The sequence below is a fragment of the Sphingobacterium sp. MAE genome (assembly GCF_056711605.1).
In genome coordinates this window covers 2,782,201-2,803,654 of record NZ_CM160044.1, presented here as the reverse complement: position 1 = coordinate 2,803,654, position 21,454 = coordinate 2,782,201, and the positions used below count along the sequence as shown (strand labels likewise).

The 21,454-nt window shown below is 35.2% G+C and carries 22 protein-coding genes and 1 pseudogene; 8 read left to right on the top strand and 15 right to left on the bottom strand.

All coding sequences use genetic code 11. The features are described 5' to 3' along the window. Positions 1-69: 69 nt before the first annotated feature. Positions 70-1,431: an MATE family efflux transporter gene (locus tag AC06G9_RS11930; protein ID WP_480956276.1), complete on the bottom strand. Its 1,362-nt coding sequence runs from the start codon at positions 1,429-1,431 to the stop codon at positions 70-72. 614 nt (positions 1,432-2,045) lie between these two features. Between AC06G9_RS11930 and AC06G9_RS11925 the strand changes: the two genes are divergently transcribed. Continuing rightward, positions 2,046-2,234, top strand: a complete 189-nt coding sequence (locus AC06G9_RS11925) for a hypothetical protein (RefSeq protein ID WP_480956275.1) — start codon at positions 2,046-2,048, stop codon at positions 2,232-2,234. Between the two features lie 464 nt (positions 2,235-2,698). Here the strand turns inward: AC06G9_RS11925 and AC06G9_RS11920 are convergent, their stop codons facing one another. From AC06G9_RS11920 to AC06G9_RS11905, 4 genes are all read right to left on the bottom strand, one after another. After that, positions 2,699-3,067 carry a rhodanese-like domain-containing protein gene (locus AC06G9_RS11920; protein WP_480956274.1) on the bottom strand — a complete coding sequence of 123 codons (369 nt, stop codon included), beginning with the start codon at positions 3,065-3,067 and terminating at the stop codon, positions 2,699-2,701. Then, positions 3,064-3,366, bottom strand: coding sequence for a DUF3817 domain-containing protein (locus tag AC06G9_RS11915; protein ID WP_480956273.1), 303 nt, complete (start codon positions 3,364-3,366; stop codon positions 3,064-3,066). The genes AC06G9_RS11920 and AC06G9_RS11915 overlap by 4 nt, the downstream gene beginning before the upstream one ends. A gap of 1 nt (position 3,367) precedes the next feature. Further along, on the bottom strand, positions 3,368-3,826 hold the full coding sequence (locus AC06G9_RS11910) for a hypothetical protein (RefSeq protein ID WP_480956272.1): 459 nt from the start codon (positions 3,824-3,826) through the stop codon (positions 3,368-3,370). 69 nt (positions 3,827-3,895) lie between these two features. Continuing rightward, positions 3,896-4,486 (bottom strand): TetR family transcriptional regulator C-terminal domain-containing protein, encoded by a 591-nt coding sequence (locus AC06G9_RS11905; RefSeq protein WP_480956271.1) that lies wholly within the window; start codon positions 4,484-4,486, stop codon positions 3,896-3,898. A 252-nt stretch (positions 4,487-4,738) separates the two neighbouring features. Here AC06G9_RS11905 and AC06G9_RS11900 point away from each other — a divergent pair, with 252 nt between their 5' ends. The 3 genes from AC06G9_RS11900 (at position 4,739) to AC06G9_RS11890 (ending at position 8,028) form a co-directional block, all read left to right on the top strand. Further along, positions 4,739-5,860, top strand: a complete 1,122-nt coding sequence (locus tag AC06G9_RS11900) for an LLM class flavin-dependent oxidoreductase (protein ID WP_480956270.1) — start codon at positions 4,739-4,741, stop codon at positions 5,858-5,860. A 240-nt stretch (positions 5,861-6,100) separates the two neighbouring features. Further along, positions 6,101-6,940 (top strand): MBL fold metallo-hydrolase, encoded by an 840-nt coding sequence (locus tag AC06G9_RS11895; protein ID WP_480956269.1) that lies wholly within the window; start codon positions 6,101-6,103, stop codon positions 6,938-6,940. Between the two features lie 215 nt (positions 6,941-7,155). Beyond that, complete coding sequence (locus AC06G9_RS11890; protein WP_480956268.1) at positions 7,156-8,028, top strand: helix-turn-helix domain-containing protein; 873 nt, start codon at positions 7,156-7,158, stop codon at positions 8,026-8,028. Between the two features lie 316 nt (positions 8,029-8,344). Here the strand turns inward: AC06G9_RS11890 and AC06G9_RS11885 are convergent, their stop codons facing one another. The 4 genes from AC06G9_RS11885 to AC06G9_RS11870 are packed head-to-tail and all read right to left on the bottom strand — an operon-like array spanning position 8,345 to position 11,165. Further along, the gene (locus tag AC06G9_RS11885; protein WP_480956267.1) at positions 8,345-9,283 is read right to left on the bottom strand and encodes a DUF5777 family beta-barrel protein; all 939 of its coding nucleotides are present in this window, start codon (positions 9,281-9,283) and stop codon (positions 8,345-8,347) included. 20 nt (positions 9,284-9,303) lie between these two features. Continuing rightward, the gene (locus tag AC06G9_RS11880) at positions 9,304-9,855 is read right to left on the bottom strand and encodes a YceI family protein (RefSeq protein WP_480956266.1); all 552 of its coding nucleotides are present in this window, start codon (positions 9,853-9,855) and stop codon (positions 9,304-9,306) included. A gap of 12 nt (positions 9,856-9,867) precedes the next feature. Beyond that, on the bottom strand, positions 9,868-10,278 hold the full coding sequence (locus AC06G9_RS11875) for a hypothetical protein (protein ID WP_480956265.1): 411 nt from the start codon (positions 10,276-10,278) through the stop codon (positions 9,868-9,870). 38 nt (positions 10,279-10,316) lie between these two features. Beyond that, entirely contained in the window at positions 10,317-11,165 is an 849-nt protein-coding gene (locus AC06G9_RS11870) for a hypothetical protein (RefSeq protein WP_480956264.1), read from the bottom strand. Positions 11,166-11,325: 160 nt separating this feature from the next. On the opposite strand from AC06G9_RS11870, the gene AC06G9_RS11865 reads away from it, so the two are divergent. Next, complete coding sequence (locus AC06G9_RS11865; RefSeq protein ID WP_480956263.1) at positions 11,326-11,889, top strand: RNA polymerase sigma factor; 564 nt, start codon at positions 11,326-11,328, stop codon at positions 11,887-11,889. 11 nt (positions 11,890-11,900) lie between these two features. After that, positions 11,901-13,076 (top strand): hypothetical protein, encoded by a 1,176-nt coding sequence (locus AC06G9_RS11860; protein WP_480956262.1) that lies wholly within the window; start codon positions 11,901-11,903, stop codon positions 13,074-13,076. A gap of 23 nt (positions 13,077-13,099) precedes the next feature. Here the strand turns inward: AC06G9_RS11860 and AC06G9_RS11855 are convergent, their stop codons facing one another. From AC06G9_RS11855 to AC06G9_RS11845, 3 genes are all read right to left on the bottom strand, one after another. Beyond that, positions 13,100-14,563 (bottom strand): rhodanese-like domain-containing protein, encoded by a 1,464-nt coding sequence (locus AC06G9_RS11855; protein WP_480956261.1) that lies wholly within the window; start codon positions 14,561-14,563, stop codon positions 13,100-13,102. A 140-nt stretch (positions 14,564-14,703) separates the two neighbouring features. Then, positions 14,704-14,949: a hypothetical protein gene (locus AC06G9_RS11850; protein ID WP_480956260.1), complete on the bottom strand. Its 246-nt coding sequence runs from the start codon at positions 14,947-14,949 to the stop codon at positions 14,704-14,706. Positions 14,950-14,954: 5 nt separating this feature from the next. After that, entirely contained in the window at positions 14,955-15,596 is a 642-nt protein-coding gene (locus tag AC06G9_RS11845) for a class I SAM-dependent methyltransferase (RefSeq protein WP_480956259.1), read from the bottom strand. Between the two features lie 776 nt (positions 15,597-16,372). On the opposite strand from AC06G9_RS11845, the gene AC06G9_RS11840 reads away from it, so the two are divergent. Further along, the gene (locus AC06G9_RS11840; protein ID WP_480956258.1) at positions 16,373-17,218 is read left to right on the top strand and encodes a helix-turn-helix domain-containing protein; all 846 of its coding nucleotides are present in this window, start codon (positions 16,373-16,375) and stop codon (positions 17,216-17,218) included. 50 nt (positions 17,219-17,268) lie between these two features. Here the strand turns inward: AC06G9_RS11840 and AC06G9_RS11835 are convergent, their stop codons facing one another. Then, positions 17,269-17,985 carry a DJ-1/PfpI family protein gene (locus tag AC06G9_RS11835; protein ID WP_480956257.1) on the bottom strand — a complete coding sequence of 239 codons (717 nt, stop codon included), beginning with the start codon at positions 17,983-17,985 and terminating at the stop codon, positions 17,269-17,271. Positions 17,986-18,568: 583 nt separating this feature from the next. On the opposite strand from AC06G9_RS11835, the pseudogene AC06G9_RS11830 reads away from it, so the two are divergent. Continuing rightward, positions 18,569-18,956, top strand: a pseudogene (locus AC06G9_RS11830) (transposase); the annotation flags it as partial. A 112-nt stretch (positions 18,957-19,068) separates the two neighbouring features. Here the strand turns inward: AC06G9_RS11830 and AC06G9_RS11825 are convergent. Both AC06G9_RS11825 and AC06G9_RS11820 read right to left on the bottom strand, forming a co-directional pair. Further along, the gene (locus AC06G9_RS11825) at positions 19,069-19,830 is read right to left on the bottom strand and encodes an RloB family protein (protein ID WP_480956256.1); all 762 of its coding nucleotides are present in this window, start codon (positions 19,828-19,830) and stop codon (positions 19,069-19,071) included. Further along, positions 19,823-21,139, bottom strand: coding sequence for an AAA family ATPase (locus tag AC06G9_RS11820; RefSeq protein ID WP_480956255.1), 1,317 nt, complete (start codon positions 21,137-21,139; stop codon positions 19,823-19,825). The genes AC06G9_RS11825 and AC06G9_RS11820 overlap by 8 nt, the downstream gene beginning before the upstream one ends. Positions 21,140-21,454: the final 315 nt, after the last annotated feature.

Genomic DNA, 21,454 nt, shown 5'->3' with positions numbered 1-21,454 from the left:
TATGTGAATTTTTTTTGTGACAAAAAAATAAAGGCGGAAAGATTGTGTCAATATCTGACACAATCTTTTTTACATTACGGTTTGAATTTTGCTCTTAATTATATATTTCAATCTGAAATACAATAGAACTGAAGATGTTAGTAGTCCAAGCGTTAGTCCATACCAAATCCCTTGTACACCAATGTTAAATTTAACACCTATTACATAAGCCATGGGCAAGCCTATAATCCAATAGGCAAAGAAGGTTATAAATGTTGGAATCCTTACATCTCCCATACCTCTTAATGTACCTAGACCCACTACCTGAGTTCCGTCAAATAGTTGAAAAACTCCGGCAATGACCAATAATTGCGCAGCTAAAGAAACGACAGCTGGGTCGGTGGTTATTATATATGGAAGGTGATGATTAAACAAAGTAAAAATGATAGCAAACAACAGCATAAAAACAATAACCAAATGGTAGGAAACCTTAGCAAATTTTTGTATTCTAGCATAATTTTGGCTTCCAAAATTATTGCCAACTTTAATAGTTGCTGCCGAAGCGATTCCACTAGCCATCATATAAGTCATCGCCACAAACGTGATGGCAGTTTGATGTGCAGCCTGTTCAATAGCACCAATTTTACCCGCCATTAATGCAGCTACGGCAAATGCTCCGATTTCAAAGATATATTGCATAGCTACTGTCACTCCAATTTTTGTTATCTTGGTAATTCTTAAAAAATCTATATATCGAATTGAAAAATAATCTATGTACTTTTTATAATTTTTAGATTTTAAAACGTACCATCCCATCACGAGCATCATCAGAATCCGATCGATTAAGGTCGCAATGCCAATTCCTTTTACACCCATAGGAGAAAATCCAAACATCCCTTTGACCAAAACCACGGCTAACAGTAGATTGAGCACATTTCCCCAAATTGTAATATTCATTGCTTGCTTGGTAAAACCTAATCCCTCAGCAAATTGTTTGAATGCTTGAAATATCATTAAAGGCAAAATCGAGATACCTAAAATCAGTAAATAGGGTTTTGCAGTTTCTACCACCTTAGGATCTTGGTCCAGATGAAACATGGCAAACATAGATCCGTAGTAAACTACTAGAAAAAGAAAAATTGCAGCAATTGTATTTATCCACAAACTATTGGAAAATAGTTTGGCACATTCCTGATGATTTGACTTTCCATTTTCTTGCGCAATTAGTGGAGTCAATCCATATGCAATCCCCATTCCCAGAACCAATACTACCATAAAAACGGAATGAACCAAAGATACGGCAGCCAGAGATATCGTCCCCGCGTAATGTCCTACAATAATCGAATCCACAGCTAAGACTAATGTATGCCCAAGTTGTGAGACAACAATAGGACCAGCAAGTGCTACTGTACTTTGATAATATATTTTTTTGGATTTATATCTCTGTATCATAATATATAATTCTATTATATAGCGAACACTCTGCTATAACACAGTTACAATAGAGCATTTTACTATTAGAAATTTACGTTTCAAAATTAAATATTTGTTCTTGTCAAAGATCTACCCAAATCTTAACAAAAGGTACCATTTTGATATCCGATTGATTTTTATGTCTGCATTTACTTTTAATGATTTAAAAAATTTTACTAAAATTGTGCAATGGAGAATTGACCTGAATAGATTCTTTATCCTAGTTTAAGTTGTCAAAAATATAGTATTCAATTTATTTTCGGTATCCTATGCTTTTTTATAACATTTATCGCAGTTTGTATATGGATCCAAGTTTTTATATTTTATTGTTTGTTCCAGCCATCCCCTAAATTAGTGTAGCATTTTAGATAAATCTTTAAAGGATTCAGTTTTACCGAGATAAGAACTGCCTTGTAAGAAAATGACAATAGCATACGGCTTACTGTAAAATCGTTTTGTCCATCATTTACCACTATTTGTGCGATGGGAATGATTATTCATCTTCTTAATTTTGTTGCAGATCAATTATTCTTGAAAGAGGATGCTGATTTTATAAATAGCAACATAAATAAAATACTTTAATTTTCAATCTTATGGAAACAAAGATCAAGGTTGTACAGTTACCTGATGTACAGCTATCAACTGCAGAGTATTGGAGATCTTGCAGTTTACCTGGATATGAATACTTTCGGTATACTGAATATTCAAAAATATTCAGAGATGCAGCAGCAGGCGGTTATTGTTTCACTAAAAAAGATCTTTGGATGGGTGATTATTTTTAGTTTGCCTATTTTGTCTTTTGTACTATGGTATAATTTCGGGAAGGTAAATCTGCGCAGATTGGTATATCTCAAAAGCAGGTTTTTGAAAACCTAATCTAAAAATTCTATCAGATAATCACCAGTCAATAAAGCAGCACAGTACAAATCAAAATTTGTACTGTGCACTGCATGTTAATCTTAATGGAAGTAGAAAAAGAGATTAAAAAAATTAAAGTTTTATAATAGGCTATTTTTGACAGTATCACCTACAGGTGAGCCTTGAAGTTCTTGACAGTCAAAACCATAGTCGCTCAAAATTTTAATTGTACGTTCAGTAATTTCGTTTATACTGTCAATGCGCAAAATATTGTCGCAGTCTTCAAGGTCAAAATTCCACTTTGCAATTCCGAGATGTGTGTCAAGAAACGGCTTTAGTGTCTCTATTTCTATTATACTTGTCACACTTGTTTTAAACACTGAAATCATCAATTATCTTTTAGTTTTATTACTATTTTTTCAAGGTCAGACCAAGCACCACCATTAAAAACATTTTTAAAACCTTTGTCTTTCAAAATGTTTTCCACTTTCACACTCCTTAAACCGTGAGAACAGGTTGTAATGTATGTTCTGCTCTTATCTAGTTCAATGTATCTTTCATTAATTGTGCCTAGTGAAATATTTATTGAACCATCAATATGTCCCATTTTATATTCTTTTTCAGTTCGCACATCTAAAATTACCGCTCCATTCTCTATTTTATGAGCGAGCCCATTATCAAGTGTTGCGAAACGATAGGTTCGATACGAGATGTAAATCAATATAACTATAGCACCAATAATATATATCGTCTTCATAGTTTGCTTAATATTTTATGGTCAATGTAAAATGTTCCGAATGGAATAATGCAGGCCAAAACAACTTTCCAAGTTGTCGTTTTAAATTTCCAATTCTGCTCAACAGCAACACTTAATGTATTGAACAGGAAAAGTAAAAATATTGCCCCATGAATCGGTCCTAATATTTCGCTTAAATTAGGATTGTGAAAATAATGTTTTAGAGGTACAGCTACGAAAATGAGCACTAATAATGATATGCCTTCAAGAAACCCAATAATGCGTAATCTTCCGATTTTTGTTTTGAATAAATTTATCATACTATCTAAAATAAGGTCTGGTAGCAAACGGTGAAAACGGCCAAGGAATGGCTATGAAAATAATGATGAGTGAAATTGAAAACCAAATTAACATTGTTTTGAATTTTTCTTTGTCGGTCGTTTTTCTTTTTGCTGTAGCAGAACCAATGGTAATTAAAATGATTGCTATTAGCATTAAAATTAGGTGAAGTAGACCAAAAAAGGCAAGATCAAAATTTTCAATGGCCTCATTAAAGTTATTCCAGAAATATTTGATAATGGGACTCTGAGTGTACAACACAATTCCAACTAGAAGCTGAATGTGCGCAATTGTTGCTGTCCAATGGCGTGTAGCATTGTCTCTCTTGGAGAATACAGCATTCGAAGAATAACCTTTATATGCCCGATAAATAGCATAAACTATACTTGCTAGCACTAGCCAGCGTATTAAGGAATGATAAAAAGTAAGTGTTTGATACATCGCAAATTTTGTTTGTCGATGTAAATATAACAAAAACATACTACTTAGTATGTTTTTGTTGAGAAATATTTAAGCTAAACTGTTTAGGTAAATTTTCAGTTCTTTTAAATAGGAGTGATAGCATTCTGTATTGTTATAAACTTTACCAAAATTTCTAATTCCCCAATACCCTGACATAATAAAATACGCGACTTGCTGCGGATCTACATTTTTCCTTATGGTTCCATTTTCTTTGGCACTTTTTATACTATTTTCAATTGTTTGCTGCCATTCTAGAATGAGCTCAGATAGTGCCTTTCCAAAAGCTGCATTCCAAGGTGTCATTTCCTGTGTTAAATTTCCCATCGGGCATCCATATTCGAACTTTAAAAGAGGATTTTCCAGTAGTAGCGCTTTTGTCATATCATAAATTTCCTGAGTTGGATTTTTAGCGTTTTGTAAAGGTTTAATGAAATCATTTTGCATTGTTGGTTTTAAAATTTCATTAATTATAGCCAAACCCATTTCATCTTTGGTTTTGAAATGATAATAAAATGCTCCTTTTGTAACTTTTGTTGTCGCAATAATTTCATCAATACTTGTTGTTTGATAACCTTTGGTATAGATAATTTCAAATGCTTTTTCAAGAATTGTATGCCGAGTTGTTGATGCCTTTGTCATAAAAAATACTGATTAGTATGAATACAAAGAACGTTATTCTTTATTAGTTTGACAAGTTGTGGTGAAGGCTGTTCGCTATTAACAGGGTAGTTTCAAGATTCATCGACATGATAAAGTTCACGAAAGGCGTACTCTAAATCAATTGGTTGCCTCTTTGTCTCCGCTATCAAAAAGATAGTATTCAGATTATTTTTGGTACCCTATGCTTTTTTTCTGTTTGTAATTTTGCATCATATTCTAAATTAATAGTTTATGAAAAATAAAGATAAATACAATTTCAATACTATACCCGTTTCTTTTCATTCGGTTAAAAAGCAAGGAAGCGCTCCGGTGCCCTTATCCATCCTTGATGTCGCTACAACGGGAAAAGGTTATTCAAGTATTGAAGCAATTAATAACAGTATTGAGCTTGCTAAACTTGCAGATAAACGGGGCTTTGCCCGCTATTGGGTGGCTGAGCACCACGGTATGCCCGCTGTTTCTACCTCTTCACCCGCGATGTTGCTTTCCCGGCTGATCGGCGAAACACAACAAATAAGATTGGGATCTGGTGGCATGATGCTACCAAACTTTCCGCCTTTGGTCGTTGCCGAGCAATTTGGTATGCTGGAGGCAATGGCTCCAGGGCGTATCGATCTTGGAATAGGACGTGCACCGGGGACCAATGAGCTTACAGCCTCAGCACTCCGTCGTGAGCAGTTCGGAGCTGAAAATTTTCCAGAACAGTTGACTGAGTTACTCCATTTTCTTGAAGATGATTTTCCTTTGGGACATCCTTACAAAGGCAAAGTATTTGCCGTTCCTGGGCCCGGTCAAGATCTTGAAAACGGTATTGTACGATCTTTTGAAAGCCCATTAGTTTGGTTATTGGGCTCTAGCGGTTATTCTGCGCAATTGGCAGGAAAGTTAGGACTACCATTTGCCTTTGCTGCGCAACTGGCACCTGAAAACATGTTGGCCGCATTTGAACTTTATAGAAAGTACTTCAGACCTTCAAAAGTACTTGACAGTCCTTACACCATTGCTTGCTTTTCAGTTTTTGCAGCAGACAACGAAGAAGAGGCCAAATCACAGTCATATTCGGTATCACATAGTATGCTCCGAATGATGAACAGACAATCTTATATAATTCCATCTCCGGAAGAATTAAAAAATTATAAGTACAGTGATTCCGAAAGGTATATATTGGAAGGCTGGAACCATAAAATGATCTATGGAACTGCAGACCAGGTCGTAAGTAAGTTAAACCACTTTCAACAGATTTCAGGGGCAGATGAGGTTATGATAGCCAACTTAGGTCATTCTCTAGAAGGGATACTGCATTCTGCAAAACTGATAGCAGATGCATACCAAATGCCCAATCTGATTCTGTAGAAATCATTAGTTTTAGCGTAATGCATCTTGAAAAATGAAATCTATAGAGGGGGTTATTTTTGCTGAAATTTTTTTGAAAATTGAAGTTATAAAAAATATAGTATAGAGAACGATATCAAAATGGTAGTAACCAGTGAGATTATGGTAGCAGATCAATAACATAATATCTGGACCTTTGCAATGATATTACTACACGACCAAGTCAATTAGTGTGGTCTCTTAAATAATAATAAAGAAAATATGAAAAAAATATTTCTGGCAGTTACGTTTACGTTATTAGCTGCAATAGTGTTTGGACAATCCAACGTAGGTACGAAACCTACCATTCAGTTAGTTAGAAATGCCACTTTACTTATAGAGTATGGTGGGCAGAGAATTCTTGTTGATCCGATGTTGTCTCCAAAAGGAGCTATCGATTCTTGGGCGGGAATCCAACGCAATCCAACGATCGAGCTGAAAATGCCAATTGAAGAGATTGTTAAAGATGTTAATTTAGTGCTTGTTTCCCATAGTCATGAAGATCATTTTGATAAAGAGGCGAGTAAAACCCTTAACAAATCGATCGATTTGATGATCCAACCTGCAGATAAAGATTTCTTTGAAAAGGAAGGTTTTAGTAATGCAACCGTTCTCAATGACACTAAACTATGGAATGGAATTAACATCCATCGTCTAGAAGGCCAGCACGGAAGCGGTGAGGTATTGAAGATGATGGGCAAGACTTCTGGATTTATACTAGAAGCTAAAAACCAACCTACCCTATATATTGTCGGAGATGCAATCTGGACAGATGATATCAAGCAAAATATTAAAAAATATAAGCCAGATTATATTGTTGTTAATTCCGGAGGAGCACTTATAAAAGGATTTGAAAATGTTCCGATTATTATGAACGAAGAGCAGACAATGGCTCTCATTCGTGAAAGTGGTCATGCAAAAGTTATTGCAGTACACATGGACGCATTGGACCATTGCCGTACAACAAGAAGTTCTTTAATTCAGAAAGCTTCCGAGTTGAAGATCGGTAAGGATAAATTGATAGTCCCTCAAGATACCGAAGTTATTACGTTGTCACTTTAGGTAACATAATATTTTGTTACAAAAAGAATCAGAGTCTTATCAAAAGGCGTAAACCCCAAACCCACTCAATAAAGTGGGGTTGGGGTTTAAATATATTTTTTTAAATGCGTTCTTCATCGGTCTTTTTTACACTACATTATACCATGTTGTCAATTCTGAAATGTATAAAAAAATTGGAAAAGAACTTTTAGTACATTTGTTTAAAAGATAATAAATTGAGAACCGTAAAATTTCATAAAACAGAATGTGGCGTTGATTTTCTTATTAATGTGTTGCCTTCAGATGAAGTTAAAGAAAGCTATCTTAATAGTGGAATATACGACACCGATTATCTTGAAATCGCTTTTATTAAAAAAGGAAGTGGTCATGTTATTTTGAATCATCATAAAATAGAGATCATCGACAACAGTATTATATTTCTGTCTCCTTTTCAAAAACGGGAATGGAATCTAAATCCTGAAGGTTTAGATTTTGTAATTTTAGTTTTTCAAGAGGACTTTTTGAATGATTTTTTTTCAGACAAGTTATTTGCCTATCGTTTATTATACTTTTATCAGTTGGAATGTCCCTTGAATATGCAGATCGATGATGCACTTATGGAAAGGTATTTCTCTCTTCTTGCTGAAATAAAATCGGAATTGGTAAGGACTAGAATTGACAGTGTACATATTATCCGTTCATTGATTTATTATCTGCTTCAAAAACTAAACCGAGAATATAGTCAAATAAATCATTTGGCAGCAGAAAAAAATGAGCAAAATGATGCTTTTGCGTTTAAGCAATTAATAGAAATTCACATCAAAGAAAAGCAACGTATAAGTGATTATACCGAACTTCTTCATATTAATCGGATTGCTCTTAATAAAGCGGTCAAAAATCAATTTAATGTTACAGCGACCCATTTGCTGAAGCAACGCTTATTGATCGAAATCAAAGATTATCTAATTCATTCCAAGCTTACCGTTGCAGAGATTGCCTATCAGCTTAATTTTTCAGAACCCAATCATTTAATGCGTTTCTTTAAAAAACAGACTGGACTTACAACAAGTGATTTTTTATATGAGTATCATAATGGTATAAGTTCATAGTCATTTATTAATAGTCGATCTGTTACACTTTAATAGCGTATTTTTTGTATAATTACAGAAAGTATAATATGAGCAAACCCCCATTATAGACATTCAGAACGAAAATATTTAGAGAATGGTAACCAGAACATTTAAGGGCAGTAGGAGCGGATTAGAAAATCATCAAGTTCTTGAATTCTTTTTCTTTTTGTAAAAACAGTTAAATTCAGTCCTAGCTGTTTTTTTATAATAATGCCCCCAAACAGTTAAATACTTTTTTGGAGGCATTGTCATGATGATATGTGCATTTAGTTTTTTTGTGTTTATAGATTAAAGCTTATTCCTTAGCTTTTTTATCAAAACTAAAACGTCTTGCAATACTAAATCCCCATCTAAATTGTCCTTTACCCCAAGAACTGATTGTTTCATTAATAAACTGAGATTCCTGCATCGCTGTTGCATTTGTAAAGTTTAAATGGAAGATATGGCCACCTGTATCCATTTCCAGTCCCACACCTAAAGCATTATAATAGCGTTGACCCGTTATGTTTTCTCGATATTGCTTTTTAGACGACTTACGAAAAGGAAGAAAATAATCTGCAACGACCGCGATTCTGTTACTAACCTTTGCTCGACCTCCGATTCCGATAGCAAACATATTATTCTGATCACTAAAAGCCGTAAAATTGCGATGGAGATAGGTGGGAACCAATGCAAGAGAAATTTCTGGGCTAAACTTCCGAGCTATGATCAATTGACTTACATAACTCATACGGTCACTAAAATTCTCAAAATAAGCGGCCGAATTTTTATCTTCCGATGCTTCCATCGCCGATACGGTCGTACTTCCAAAAAAAGCGATGGATACAGGTGCACTGTTGTCGACAGTTTGTTCCAAAAAGCGGTATTTTAAATTAGCCTCATATAGCTGTCGGATTTCTGTTGCTCCTTTTGCTCTAGCAATTCCAATTGTTAGGTTATCCAATAAGCCATAATCAAGACCAATTCTGATATCGGAAGAGTTGTCTAGACCAAAGAAATTTTTGGACCCACCAGCACTTCCTGCTATATCTCCAAAGCGATGATCCACCTTAAAATCCATTTCATTTCGATGAATGGTCTCCGTAGTTTTAAGATTAATTAAGCTACCCGACTTAAATGTTGCAGTAACTTTTTCATTCTTCGGATTTCCTAGATCGATCAGTTTATCAAGATCCTCCTGTGCAAATGCCCCTGTCGTGATACCACATAGAAGGGTACATATTATACTTTTCATATTTCCTTGCATGCTTTAGATTAATGTTTATATGTGGCATTTATTTTTACCTTGACAACTTCTGCGATTTTTTTTCCAACCACAGATGGAATGGTAATCTTATGATCTGCAAGTTTGACGTCGAAACTAGCTGCAGCAGTTATAATTGAGTTTTTGACTGTAAATGTCGCCATGGTAGAGTAAGCTTTGGTGACACCATGAATTTGTAATGTACCCGAAACCTTTGCGGTATAATTCCCATCCGTGGTTAGCTGTCCACTATTTTCAATTTTCCCTTTAAACTCCGAGACAGGATACTTGTCACTTTCCATGTAATTTTCATTGAAATGTTCTTGCATCAGTTTCTTATCAAATTGGAAAGACGTATTCTTTACCCGAAATAAGATATCTCCGGTTTTTATATCTAATGCTGATCCCGCTAAGTTGCTCTTAGCCTCAATGTCTTCGAGCATTGCACTACTGAAAAAGCTGATGGATGCACCTTTTGAAATAAAGGAACTGCTCTGTTGTGCAAAACCCTCAAGGCTTAGAAGCAGAAGCAGGAATACACTATAAAAAGTATTTTTTTTCATAAGAATTTACGTTTAATTTTCAGGTGTATTACGTTTAAACCAAGCATCTAACAATTCTATCTCTTTCGCGGACAATGATGAACCGATCGGCATTGTTTTCGTGACCAATACCACATTATTAATCCGGGCAGCGTGATCTTTAACAGAACTATACCCGTTTAAAGTCCAACGTGCGCTCGCCGATCTGCCAGTGGCATGACATGAATTACATTTTGTTTCGAAAAGTGCCTTCGCAAAATTAATGTAGGTCACGTTTTGTACGGTTACGGTTTCAGTCTCGTTAGGCAGCTCAGGAGAAATCTCCTGAGCCTGTTTTTTTGTACAGCTAAATAGAACAGCGATTCCAAGCAATACTAAAGAAGCCCTGAACTGCCTACCAATTCGTATATCGTATGATGATTTTTTAAATTTTAATATTTCCATAATAAATAGGAATAAACCAAATGGGATTAGATTTAAGATTAGTTTGCGGCTGCGACGGTTGTTTTATCATTCACAATAGGCCATACACCTGGGCGCGGATAGCTGATACCTCTGTTGTCGCCTCTTTGTTGATCTTGACCAAAATAATATAACGGCCATCCTTTATATGTCAATTGCTTCTTTCCAAAAACCGTAATAACGGCAATATCTTTAGCAGAAACCAAGGAAGGTAGTGCACCTTTTTCTTTTTGGAAGATAGGCCACAAAGCATCATTGCTAAAATCAGCGGCTGTATAGTTGTTTTTATTAAATCGATCTGGTTTAAAGGCATATAATGTCCTTCCTTGATCGTCGGTCAGATAGGTTGTATTGCCTTGTCCTTCGGTATAGTTTTCTAAATAGTTTTTGGTGTCATCTCCTTTTAGTTGCCCGTTTGCGACCATAAGTAAGTAGTCGGGTTTTGCAACATACCAGATTTTATTTACGGCATCACCTTGTACTTCGCCAGTTTTGCTATCGCCAACATAATAGTAAAGAGGCCAACCTTTATAGGTACTTTGTTTTTTACCGTCAGCCCGCGTGATTTCTCCTAATTGGCTCTTATCAATCTTCACATCGCTACTTATATCACCACTATAATAAATTGGCCAGACTGTCAAGCAGTTTCCAGTACAACTTGAAGAACCCTTGGTATCATTTGAGAAAAAGTATAATGTTTTTCCATTGCTGTCAGTAAGAATTGTTCCGAATTTAGCATCTTGGGATATCTGCATACCTTTCGTATTATTTTCGGGATTTTCAACCTTGTCTTTAGAACAGGATGAAAAAATGGTTAATAGCGCTGTTGCCATCATGGCTGTTTTCATTTTGGTTTTGTTGAATCTCATGATCAATAGTTTTAGTGTAGTTTATTAATCAATACGGTGCTGTTCTGAGGATGGTTGCCTGAGATCTAAAAAAATAAAATAATTTACCAAGGCAACCTTTTTTATTTCTCCATCGTAATATAGTTAACACTATATTTATCAAAGAAAAGCAGCATCTCGAGTGACGATAAACGAACATGACGAAAACACGATCCAAATCATAAAAGGATGCATCAGAGAGGACCGGAGATCCCAAAAAGATCTTTATAAACTATATCATGCCCTGGCATTGGGAATATGCCTACGGTATTCAAACGATAAGGAAGAAGCATTGGCAATATTAAATGACGGATTTTTTAAGGTATTCAAGCACATAAAAAAATATAATTTTGATAAACCTATATCAGCATGGATCAGAAAAATCATGACAAACACAGCAATCGATTACTACCGGAGCAAGGTTCGTATGGGTGCTGTGGTTGATATAGCATCTTATGAGCATCCGATTACAGATGAAACAATTTCACAAAAGTTGCATTATGAGGATCTGTTGCAGATGGTACAAAAATTGTCGCCTACGTATCGGACTGTTTTCAATCTCTATGCCATCGATGGCTATACACATGAAGAGATCGGTAGTATGCTTGGCATTGCAGTAGGTACTTCAAAATCCAATCTACATAAGGCACGACAACGATTGGCGGAAATGGTAAGAAATCAAAATTCAGTAGCAATTAAAAGTTAGGAACATAACTGATGGAAAAGAACAAGATCGATGAACTTTTTAGAAAAGGATTGAGTGATCCTAAACTAGACTTCGATGAAGATCATTGGCAAGATATGCAGTCACTTTTGGAGAAGAAAAGTGGTAAAAAAAAAGTTAGAAGATTGCTTATTTTAGCTGTAACAAGTGCAGCTGCTATTGCAACCGTATTCTTTATTTTAGACAGAAATATATTGGTTACAGATGAAAATGAAAGTTTCGAAACTGTGAATACTGACATTCCTGTGTTACGGGAAAAATTCAACGGAAAGCTACAAGGAGAAGGCGGTGCGAAAGAAAAGCAAACAACATTAATCTTTAATGAAGAACTAACCGAAACTTTCTCATCAGCACAGCATCCACAGGCTTGGCAACGTACTGCGTCTATTGAAGTCGTTAATTCAAAAAACAGGATACTGTCAACAGGTTCATTGAGCGAAATCTCGATCCCTACAATAAAACCCATGACAAGATCGAAATATCGCTTTCACCCATCAATAGAAGCTTTTCCAAGCTTCACGAGTGAATCCACAATGCCGCTACAGCATAAAAATGAGTACAATGCAGCTCCTCGTGATTCCCGCTCCGTATTAAGTATATTGGCCGGACCTGACCTATCTAATGTCAGAGGGTCTGATCAATCGACTTTAAGTGAAAATGTTGGTGTACTATATTCTTATCCCGTGGTCAGTAGATTAAGTATATCCTTAGGAGCCACTTATGCAAAGAAAAATTATAGGTCGGACTACAGTCTATATTCACCTGCAAATCCCCCAACCTTAACCGAGATGCCAAGTATGGTCAATGCCGAATGTGACGTCATAGATATTCCTTTAACGGCCAATTATACTGTTTTAAAAAATAAAAAAATCAAGTTCAATGTTAGTGCAGGTCTTTCAAGCTATTTCATGTTAAAGGAAAAATACACTTTTGAATATGGAGGATCAGGCAATTCAGAAAATAAAAGAAGTGCCGTATACGAAATCAGTGGTGAAAATCAGCACATATTTGGTGTAGCTGATTTTTCAATCTCATTAGAGAAAAAAGTGAGTGATAAGATCAATGTCGGCATAAAACCTTTTCTTAAAATGCCCCTTACCGGTATCGGTTATGGAAGGGTAGATCTAGAGTCAAAAGGAATAGCCTTGATGGTTGGCGTGACACTGTAATCGATACTTTAGTTTTCTTTGACTCATTCAATCTTTTTTTCTGTCCATTCATTTATTCCTCCGGAGAACATTTTGATATTCTGAATACCTGATTTTTTCAAGAGCGAGTATGCCATCGCAGCACGGACTCCGCTTTGGCAATGAACGATGACCGTTCTGTCTTTGCTGATTTTGTGCAGATTGTTTTTTAAAGTAGTTAATGAGATATTTTCAGCACCTCTGATATGCCCGTTACTGTATTCATTTTCTGTTCTTACATCTATGATTTGCACATCATTCTTATCCAAATGCTTTTGTACTTCTGTACTAGTTACGAGATTAGATTTTTCCAGTTCCATATTCATCTTGTCCAAGTCGGTGACAAAACCATAGATATTGTCCATACCGATACGTATCAGTTTTCGGGTTAAATCTTCCATTGTACCTTCGTCAGCAATCAATACCAATTGTTGTTGATCATCTACTAAAGAACCGATCCAATTAGCGAGAGACTTTCCATTTTCGATATGTAAGCTACCAGGGATGTGTCCTTCTGCAACCATATTTTTGTTGCGCGTGTCAATTATCAGAAGGTTGTTTTCAATTGCCTTTTGCAGCGCTTGGTGAGTAAGTTTTTGATGAACAGGAACCTCGATAAGCAATGGACGTTTCTCTTTGTTCATTTGCTTCATTACGGCAAAATATTTAGGAGGAGAGGGTTGTCCTTCCAAAATGTATTTTACAAAACCCTTTTCATCATTTTTGAATTGAAAAGCTTTACTGTTGAGCTTTTCGTCCTTCAATGTTGAATGCGGAATATTGCTCAGGGTTTTGCCACAAAAAGAACCCGCTCCGTGTCCGGCCCAGATTTCCACATCATCAGACAATTTAGAAAATTTTAGAATGGATGCGAAGAGTTGCTTTGCACCGATTTCCTGCGAGGCTATCTGTCCGGCTGCTTTTTCCAAAAGATCAGGACGACCAACATCTCCCACAAAAATAAAATCACCAGTAATTGCCCTTTTTGGTGTGGTAAATACTTTTGTATCTACGACCAAAAAAGTGATGCTTTCGGGAGTATGTCCAGGAGTGTGCATTATTTTGAGCTCAACTTGCCCTAAGGTGATGATGTTACCATCTTTTAGACCTTTATGAGGGAACTGATATTGCCAGTTTTTACCGCCTTCGTCTGATAATAATAGGTCAGCATTAGTCGCAGCCGCCAATTCACGAGCGCCACTTAAAAAATCAGCATGAATATGTGTTTCGGATATTTTGGTGATTTTGAAATTATTGGTTTTAGCTATGTTCAAGTAAACATCCATATCCCTCTTGGGGTCAATAACAATTGCTTCTTTTGTAGTAAAATCTCCGATGAAGTAACTCGCCTGCGCAAGCGTTTCATCATATACACGTTCGAAATAATAGCTTTGAGCGTTTATTTTATTATTTATTAACCGGGAAATAAGCAGGAGTAAAGCACTTTTTAAGTTTATCTTATTTAGCATAATCAATTATTTTTGAAATTCATCACCTACAAAGGTAGATGATCTTATCCCTGCACTATGTAACAAAAGTTACATAACAAGATTGATCTGTCAAAGATACTATTAACCACCAGTTGCATCAGGATCTTAATCGATTAGAATCAAGTCCTGCGTTTAGCGCCTTCTTCATACGTTATTTCATCTGTTTTTTTGTTGCTTTTTGGAAACGATGTATTGCAGCTCGAAGTACCACAGCAACCAATATTTAGCAAGGGCATTAGTGAAAATAAACCACCTAGTGCTACGAACATCCACTGATTATCCATAAACCCTTGTATGATGATCAAAATACCCATTGCCAATCGAAGCAACCGCATGAAGTTCCAGTTTCTAAAGTAATTTTTCATTGTTCTTATTTTTTTCTTCCAATAAATCTGATCACAGAACCTGTTCCGTTGTGGTAAAGTCCTTCCTTTAATTCAATTTCCTGTTCTACTAATTCCACAATTTCATAATTCGGGAAGTCTGCTTTTATTTCCTCTATTGAAAATAAACTTTCAATGTCTTTCGGTCCGCCTATTTTTTCGTTTGTCCTTACATAATCAATGTGTTTTTTGCTAAAGGCTTCAAAGATTACGGTACCGTTTTTTTTCAAATATTTGTCTAGTGCCTTATGATAGTTAGATTTTATATCAGCTGGAAAATGTGCATAGATTAGGGCGATTGCATCAAATTGATCGGGTTCAAAATCTAAAGTTTCCAATTCGCCCACTTTGTAGTCGATGGTTACCTCATTTTTTTTAGCAAGTTTAACCGCTTTATTTTTACCCTCAATACTTATGTCAAACGCAGAAACATTCCAGCCGCTTTTGGCTGCAAATACGGCATTTCTTCCTTCACCTTCTGCAGGAAAAAAAATGGATCCAACGGCTAGTTTTGCCAATTGCTTTTTTAAATAATTGTTTGGTTCTTCACCATATGCAAACTCCTCGTTGCTGTATCTGTCGTCCCATCTAGCATTCCATAGCTCATTTGCTTTCTTATTTTTTTCCATATTGATGTCTTTTTATTCTAAATTTAACAATTTCAGATCCAGCAATCGGCAGTTTTACCTTTTGCTTCCTATCGTTCTCTCATTCTTTACTTCCGAAAAACACTTTACGTTTTCAAAACCATTTTTTGAACGAAGAGTATATGCACTAGTTGAGCGCTGGTCTGCTTGACGATGAAGAATAACATCCTGTTACTCTTTGCTCATTTTATGGCTCCAACACCGATTGAACTTACCTGCAATATCCATCACTTGTAAGATGGTTTAGTAAATATGCATCAATTTAATAACAAGTTCAGCTACTTTGGTTACATAAGCGATATATTGTTTCTACCGAGTTGAAGAGACCAGTTGGATATTAGACAATGCAATCGGTTTTTCGGACCTATTGATGTTTCCATGTTGACCACATTTGTATTTTGGTTATCTTTGTATAGGTATATTAGATGGATATAGCTACTTACCAAAAGGTAAGAAATACTGATAATCAGTGGATATAAGCAATATTAATATGGTGACGGAAATACTACTTTTTCCGAAATTCCTACTTTTCTTATCGGAAAGTGGACGTTGGTGCTTTTATATCCGATAAATGATATAATAGTAAGCTATATAGGGGTATGGAACTATTAGCAACTTTTGGATTGAGTTACCTAGTTTAGTAAGTGCACTGATGCAAAAAAAGACAAATGATGTGTTTTGAAAAACTTGACCATCATTTTAGAATAAATAGTAAATACAGGATTTTCTTCCTGTGCAATGTTTAGAAGAGTAACAAAATGGATTGTATATTGCCCAATTACAGTATTAATTTCAGGGATGAGTTTTCATTGATTACAGGAGAAGAATTGGAGCGATTTATGAAGTTAGATTCAGATGCTCACACTCATAATTTTTATATACTGAGCTTTTTGTATGAAGGTTATGTGAGTCATCTTTCTGACTTTGAAAATAAGCAACTCTCAGGGCCAGCAGTGCTAATGCTGGATGTTGATCAGGTACACACGCATCCTGACATGAGCAATTGCAAAATAGTATCAATCGCATTCTCTAGTCATTTTATTGCCGATCAGACTCATCAATTTCTTAAAAAAGTAAATCTGTTGTTCTCACGGCCGTTCATTCAAATTTCTTTTGAAAAACTTCAAGAATTGGATCATATCATCAAAATTATTTCGACAGAAGTTGATAAAGAAGATGCCGATGAAGAATTGATTAAAGCCCTATTGAATGTTTTGATCGTCCAATGTTATGGACTTTCGGTAAAGTATCCAGTTAAAGATCACAATGTTCAGGGAATCTACGATAGTTTTAAAGCGTTGCTAAAACAACATTACCATAAACAACATCAGGTAAAATTCTATGCAGATCGGCTGAATGTTACAACGCGGACATTAAATCAAAGTGTTCGTAAATCAACCCTTAAAACACCTAAGCAACTAATTGATGCGCATTTATTACTAGAGGCAAAAAGACTCCTGTACTGGTCAAAAGTTCCAGCAAAGGAAGTCGCATGGGAGTTGGGATTTGAAACGGATAGTTATTTTAACCGCTTTTTTAAGAAATATACTGGTGAAACTCCGAAAGAATTCCACAAAAAACAGTTTCACGGTAAAATAGAATAACTGCTGACAAGTCATATTTGTCAACAGTTACTTCATTTGTTATTTTGGTGTTATTTTTTAGGTAAAAATTCCATCGTATTATAACGGTCATAAACCATTCCGAGTGCGATATCGTCAGCAATTTCTTTACCGTTTATCAATTCAATAGCTTGAAGAGCCACATCCATACCAGAAGTGACACCGGCGCCAGTTAAAAATTTGCCGTCCACTACAAATCGAGTTTTTTCCTGCACTTTTATTTTAGGGTGCGATCTCAGTTCATCAATTGACCAGTGATGCGTAGTTGCAGAGCGCCCATCGAGCAGACCCGTATTTGCCAGTATAAGTCCACCAGTACAGACAGACATTGTCATTTGGGTTTTTTCATTCTGTGAGACAATCCAATTCATCATTTTTTTATCTTCAGAAATCGTTTTGACAATCTCAGGAGATGTTCCAGGGATGACCAATATATCTGATTGTGGAGCATCGTATATGCTGTATTTAGAAACTAGATTTACTGTTCCACCGTCCATGATTATATTTTTATTGGCTGTTGCCGATACGGTGTAAATATTATAGTTGCCATTCCAGTTATTAGCCTTTACAAAAACATCAATAGGACCACCCGTATCGACAATCTCTACACCGTCATAAACTAAAACTCCGATATTGATCTTGCGATCAGTAGGGAAATTGAATGTGCTTTTTGCGCTTTCCTGTGCATTACTATTTAAAGAGCACACTAAAAGAGGAAGAGTGAGTAAAGAAAATTTTATGAATTTCATCTTAAAAAAAATTATGTTAAAATTATGTGTTATAGGTGCTATATCTTATGCCGGCTAAGCTATCGTTACACCGATACAAATGTAGCTATGGGTATATCAATAAAAATTACACTTTTGAGCTCTTTAATTACACTTTAAGGTTCTGTTTATTCAACACCTTTTATTTTAACTCATCTATCAATTTGACAATTCAAATAATGAATAACTTAGCTAGAAATGGTTTGATTTTAATTCATTTTTATTTTCATATGTCGGGTTCAGATTCACCCATTTTCACTGGGTTGTCAATATTATCTGAAAATTGGGATTTTAATGAATTGGTAGATATTGTTTCTTTATGGCGTAAAAATATGTGGCAAATTGAGGGCCATCTCCCGGTTTAGTACAATTTCATAAATCTTCTATTTTTCTATTTTCATATTACCGTTTTTGTGTTAGCTTTTTCCGTTCAAAGATTAGAGTGTACTATGATTAAATTAATTAATCATGAAGAGTTATCTTAAAGACTATTTTGTCAAATGTTGAAACTCCACAATCTGATTGATTTCAGTATTATAGTATGATGTTAATCTTAAATAACTATGTAAGTCCCGTTTATAAGGCTGTTAACGAAGAAATGGGCTGTGAAAACTTAATTATCTTCGAAGAGAAATGGGGTAAGAAATATCCAATTGTTGCTAAATCCTGGTTGGATAATTGGACGAACTTATCTACTTTTTTTTGAGTATGATGAGCAGGTTTGCAAGATTATCTGCACCACTAATCCTATTGAAGGAATGCAACCTCAGATCCGTCAAATCACGAAGTCTAAAGGTGCATTCAGTTCTGAGCAAGCTCTTATGAAATTGATGTTCCTGATAATAAAGGACATCTCTAAAAAGTGGACAATGCCGATGCACAACTGGGGTTTGACGATATCCGGGCTTTATATTAAATTTGGAGATAGGCTCAAGCTGGATAGAGGCTTTTAGAATTAGGCTAATTATACAATGAGACAGTTTGATTTACACTCCCGCGTCGGTCGATTAATACCGTAGATATTGCATTCCTGTTATTTAGTGATTCACCTTTAAAACGTTCGTGTTATATATGCTTTAATAAGACTTCGACGAGTTGATAAACTAATGTCGATGATTCCTCTTTACCTGGATTACTGTGATCTTCGCTGTGATTTTCATAGTTTTTTTTTGCTCTTCTTGCAGCTTCGTTATATCGACTTATTGGTAAACCATCTTTTGTGGTTCTAACCTCTTCGAATAGAATACTGAATATTTCAGGAGTAACAAATTTACTTCCATTTCCATCATAAGAAACTCCGTAAGGTTGTAGATAACCATTTAATTTACCATCATAGTCAGTTCTAGGCATTGCTCCACCTTGGTGATCCTCAAAGTGCAAAATAAGCCAATATTCAAATGCTTGATTTGAATATGCGGTTTTCAAACCACTCTTTTTTGCCAAAGCAACTGCAGCATTAAAGTTCTCTAATTGCTTAGGATTGTCAGGCTTAGGATCTGCATCAAACACACACCAAACTTGTTCAAAAGGCTTTCCATTAGCTTCAGCTTTAACTTTAAGATTTATTGCCTCTTTTACAAGGGATAAAGTATTCTTTCCTTCTCCAAATGCATCTACTGTAACGCTTGATACTTTGAATTTATTGAAATAAGATGGTTCAGTGTTTTGTCCCTCACAATAAATAAGAATGGTAGGTTTTATATCTAAAGTTGGTTCTGGCCTTTGTAGACTTGGTTCAGCCCTACGTCTAGCTTTGGCCTCAGCAAGTTTGAGTTTATGAGCCTCCGCCTTTTGTTTTTCAACCTCTTTTTTATTTTGTTTAGCCATTGTCTTTCAGAATTTGTGCTGTGATTCTATCAAACTCATTCAAGAAAGGAATTGCTCCATATTTACCTCTTATATAGTTTTCTTCAAATGGTTCGTTTTTACGAACTACATCTGTCTTAAAATCTGCAAGTGAATAAAGCTTGGATGCACCATAAGTATCTTTTGAAATAAACCAAATTTGATCGCGACGAAAAACACCAGAACTTAAAAGGTTTGTATCGTGAGTATTAAATATTAATTGTGCGTTTTTAGTATTTGTGATTTTAGAATTGAATAAAGAAACTATTTTTGAAACTAGATTTGGATGCAACTTGGAGTCCAGTTCATCAACAAACAGTACCATACCTTTTTCTAAGGCATCTAATATTAGTCCAGCAAAATAAAAATATTTCTGAGTTCCTTGTGATTCATCGTGCGACATACTAAATTCTACGAACCCATCTGGTTTATTTTGATCATTATAAACTATGTGGTTGGTCCGGATCATTGAAAGAGCATGAGGGTCAAATTTATCAAATTGTTTTCTTATATTATCAAATGCTTCTTTTCCTTCTTCATCCAACTTTTCATACAGATCCTCATGTCGTAAATCTTGAATTCCTAAATCCGCACTTTTTATAAATTCAACAATTTGTTGCCTTTTTTTCTCGTCGTCCCTAACTTTTTCAATAGAGCTGTTTTTGTATTCTCTTTCGTCAAGACCTGACACACAATTTAAGTTTCTAAAGTAACTTAAAATTTCGATGGCCGTTATATCATTAAACTGTGCTAAAACAGAGAGCATTAAGGAATTTTTTCTAATAAGACCTTCGGCAACAAGTGGGCCGGCTTTGCTGAGGCGTTTTTCGTTGTACTCAAAAGTTTGCTCTGATCTATAAAGCAATTCAATTTCTTTTTTTGCAGGTCGGGAATACAGCCATTCGGCTGTTACTGCAGTTTTATTTGCCTCAAAACCATATCTATAGATTATATTTTTAATCTTGAAAGTCATCTCAAATTCGGAGACACTTCCTTTAGTTTTTGAATTTAATCGAAAAGGCTGAATGTCAATATTTTCACCTTCTTGTGTTACCTTAGATGAGTCTATTATAAATTTTCTAAAGAAGCTGATTGCATCAATAAACTTACTTTTACCGCTGGCATTCGCTCCAAATATTACACTGCTTTTAAGTAATCTTAACCCTTGCTTCTCAATATGTATTACATTATCCTCTTCATTCGTATCTTTGTCATAGTTGGAAGCAACCATATTTAAGACTACCTTATCTTTAAACGTTTTATAATTGCCGAAGCTAAATTGAATAATCATTATTTCTGCATGTTTTTTTCAAAAATACACAAAATCTATTCCATTATCTTAGTTTAAAGTATTTTTTTTAATTAAATTTTGTATTTAAAGTATGTCTGGAATAAGATTATCTAGCTAATTTTAAAGTGTTTCCTTTTTTAATACAATTATGTAGTTGGAGTAATAAAATGTGGAAGAATGCTATGAAGTCAAACGTTGAAGTGTTTAACAAATTGAATATTTGGAATAAGATAACCGGTTGATCGAGATTCTTTCGTATTCATCCTGTTCAATATTGAATTAAAGCAGGAGATGGCTCTGTAAGTTCACTTTACG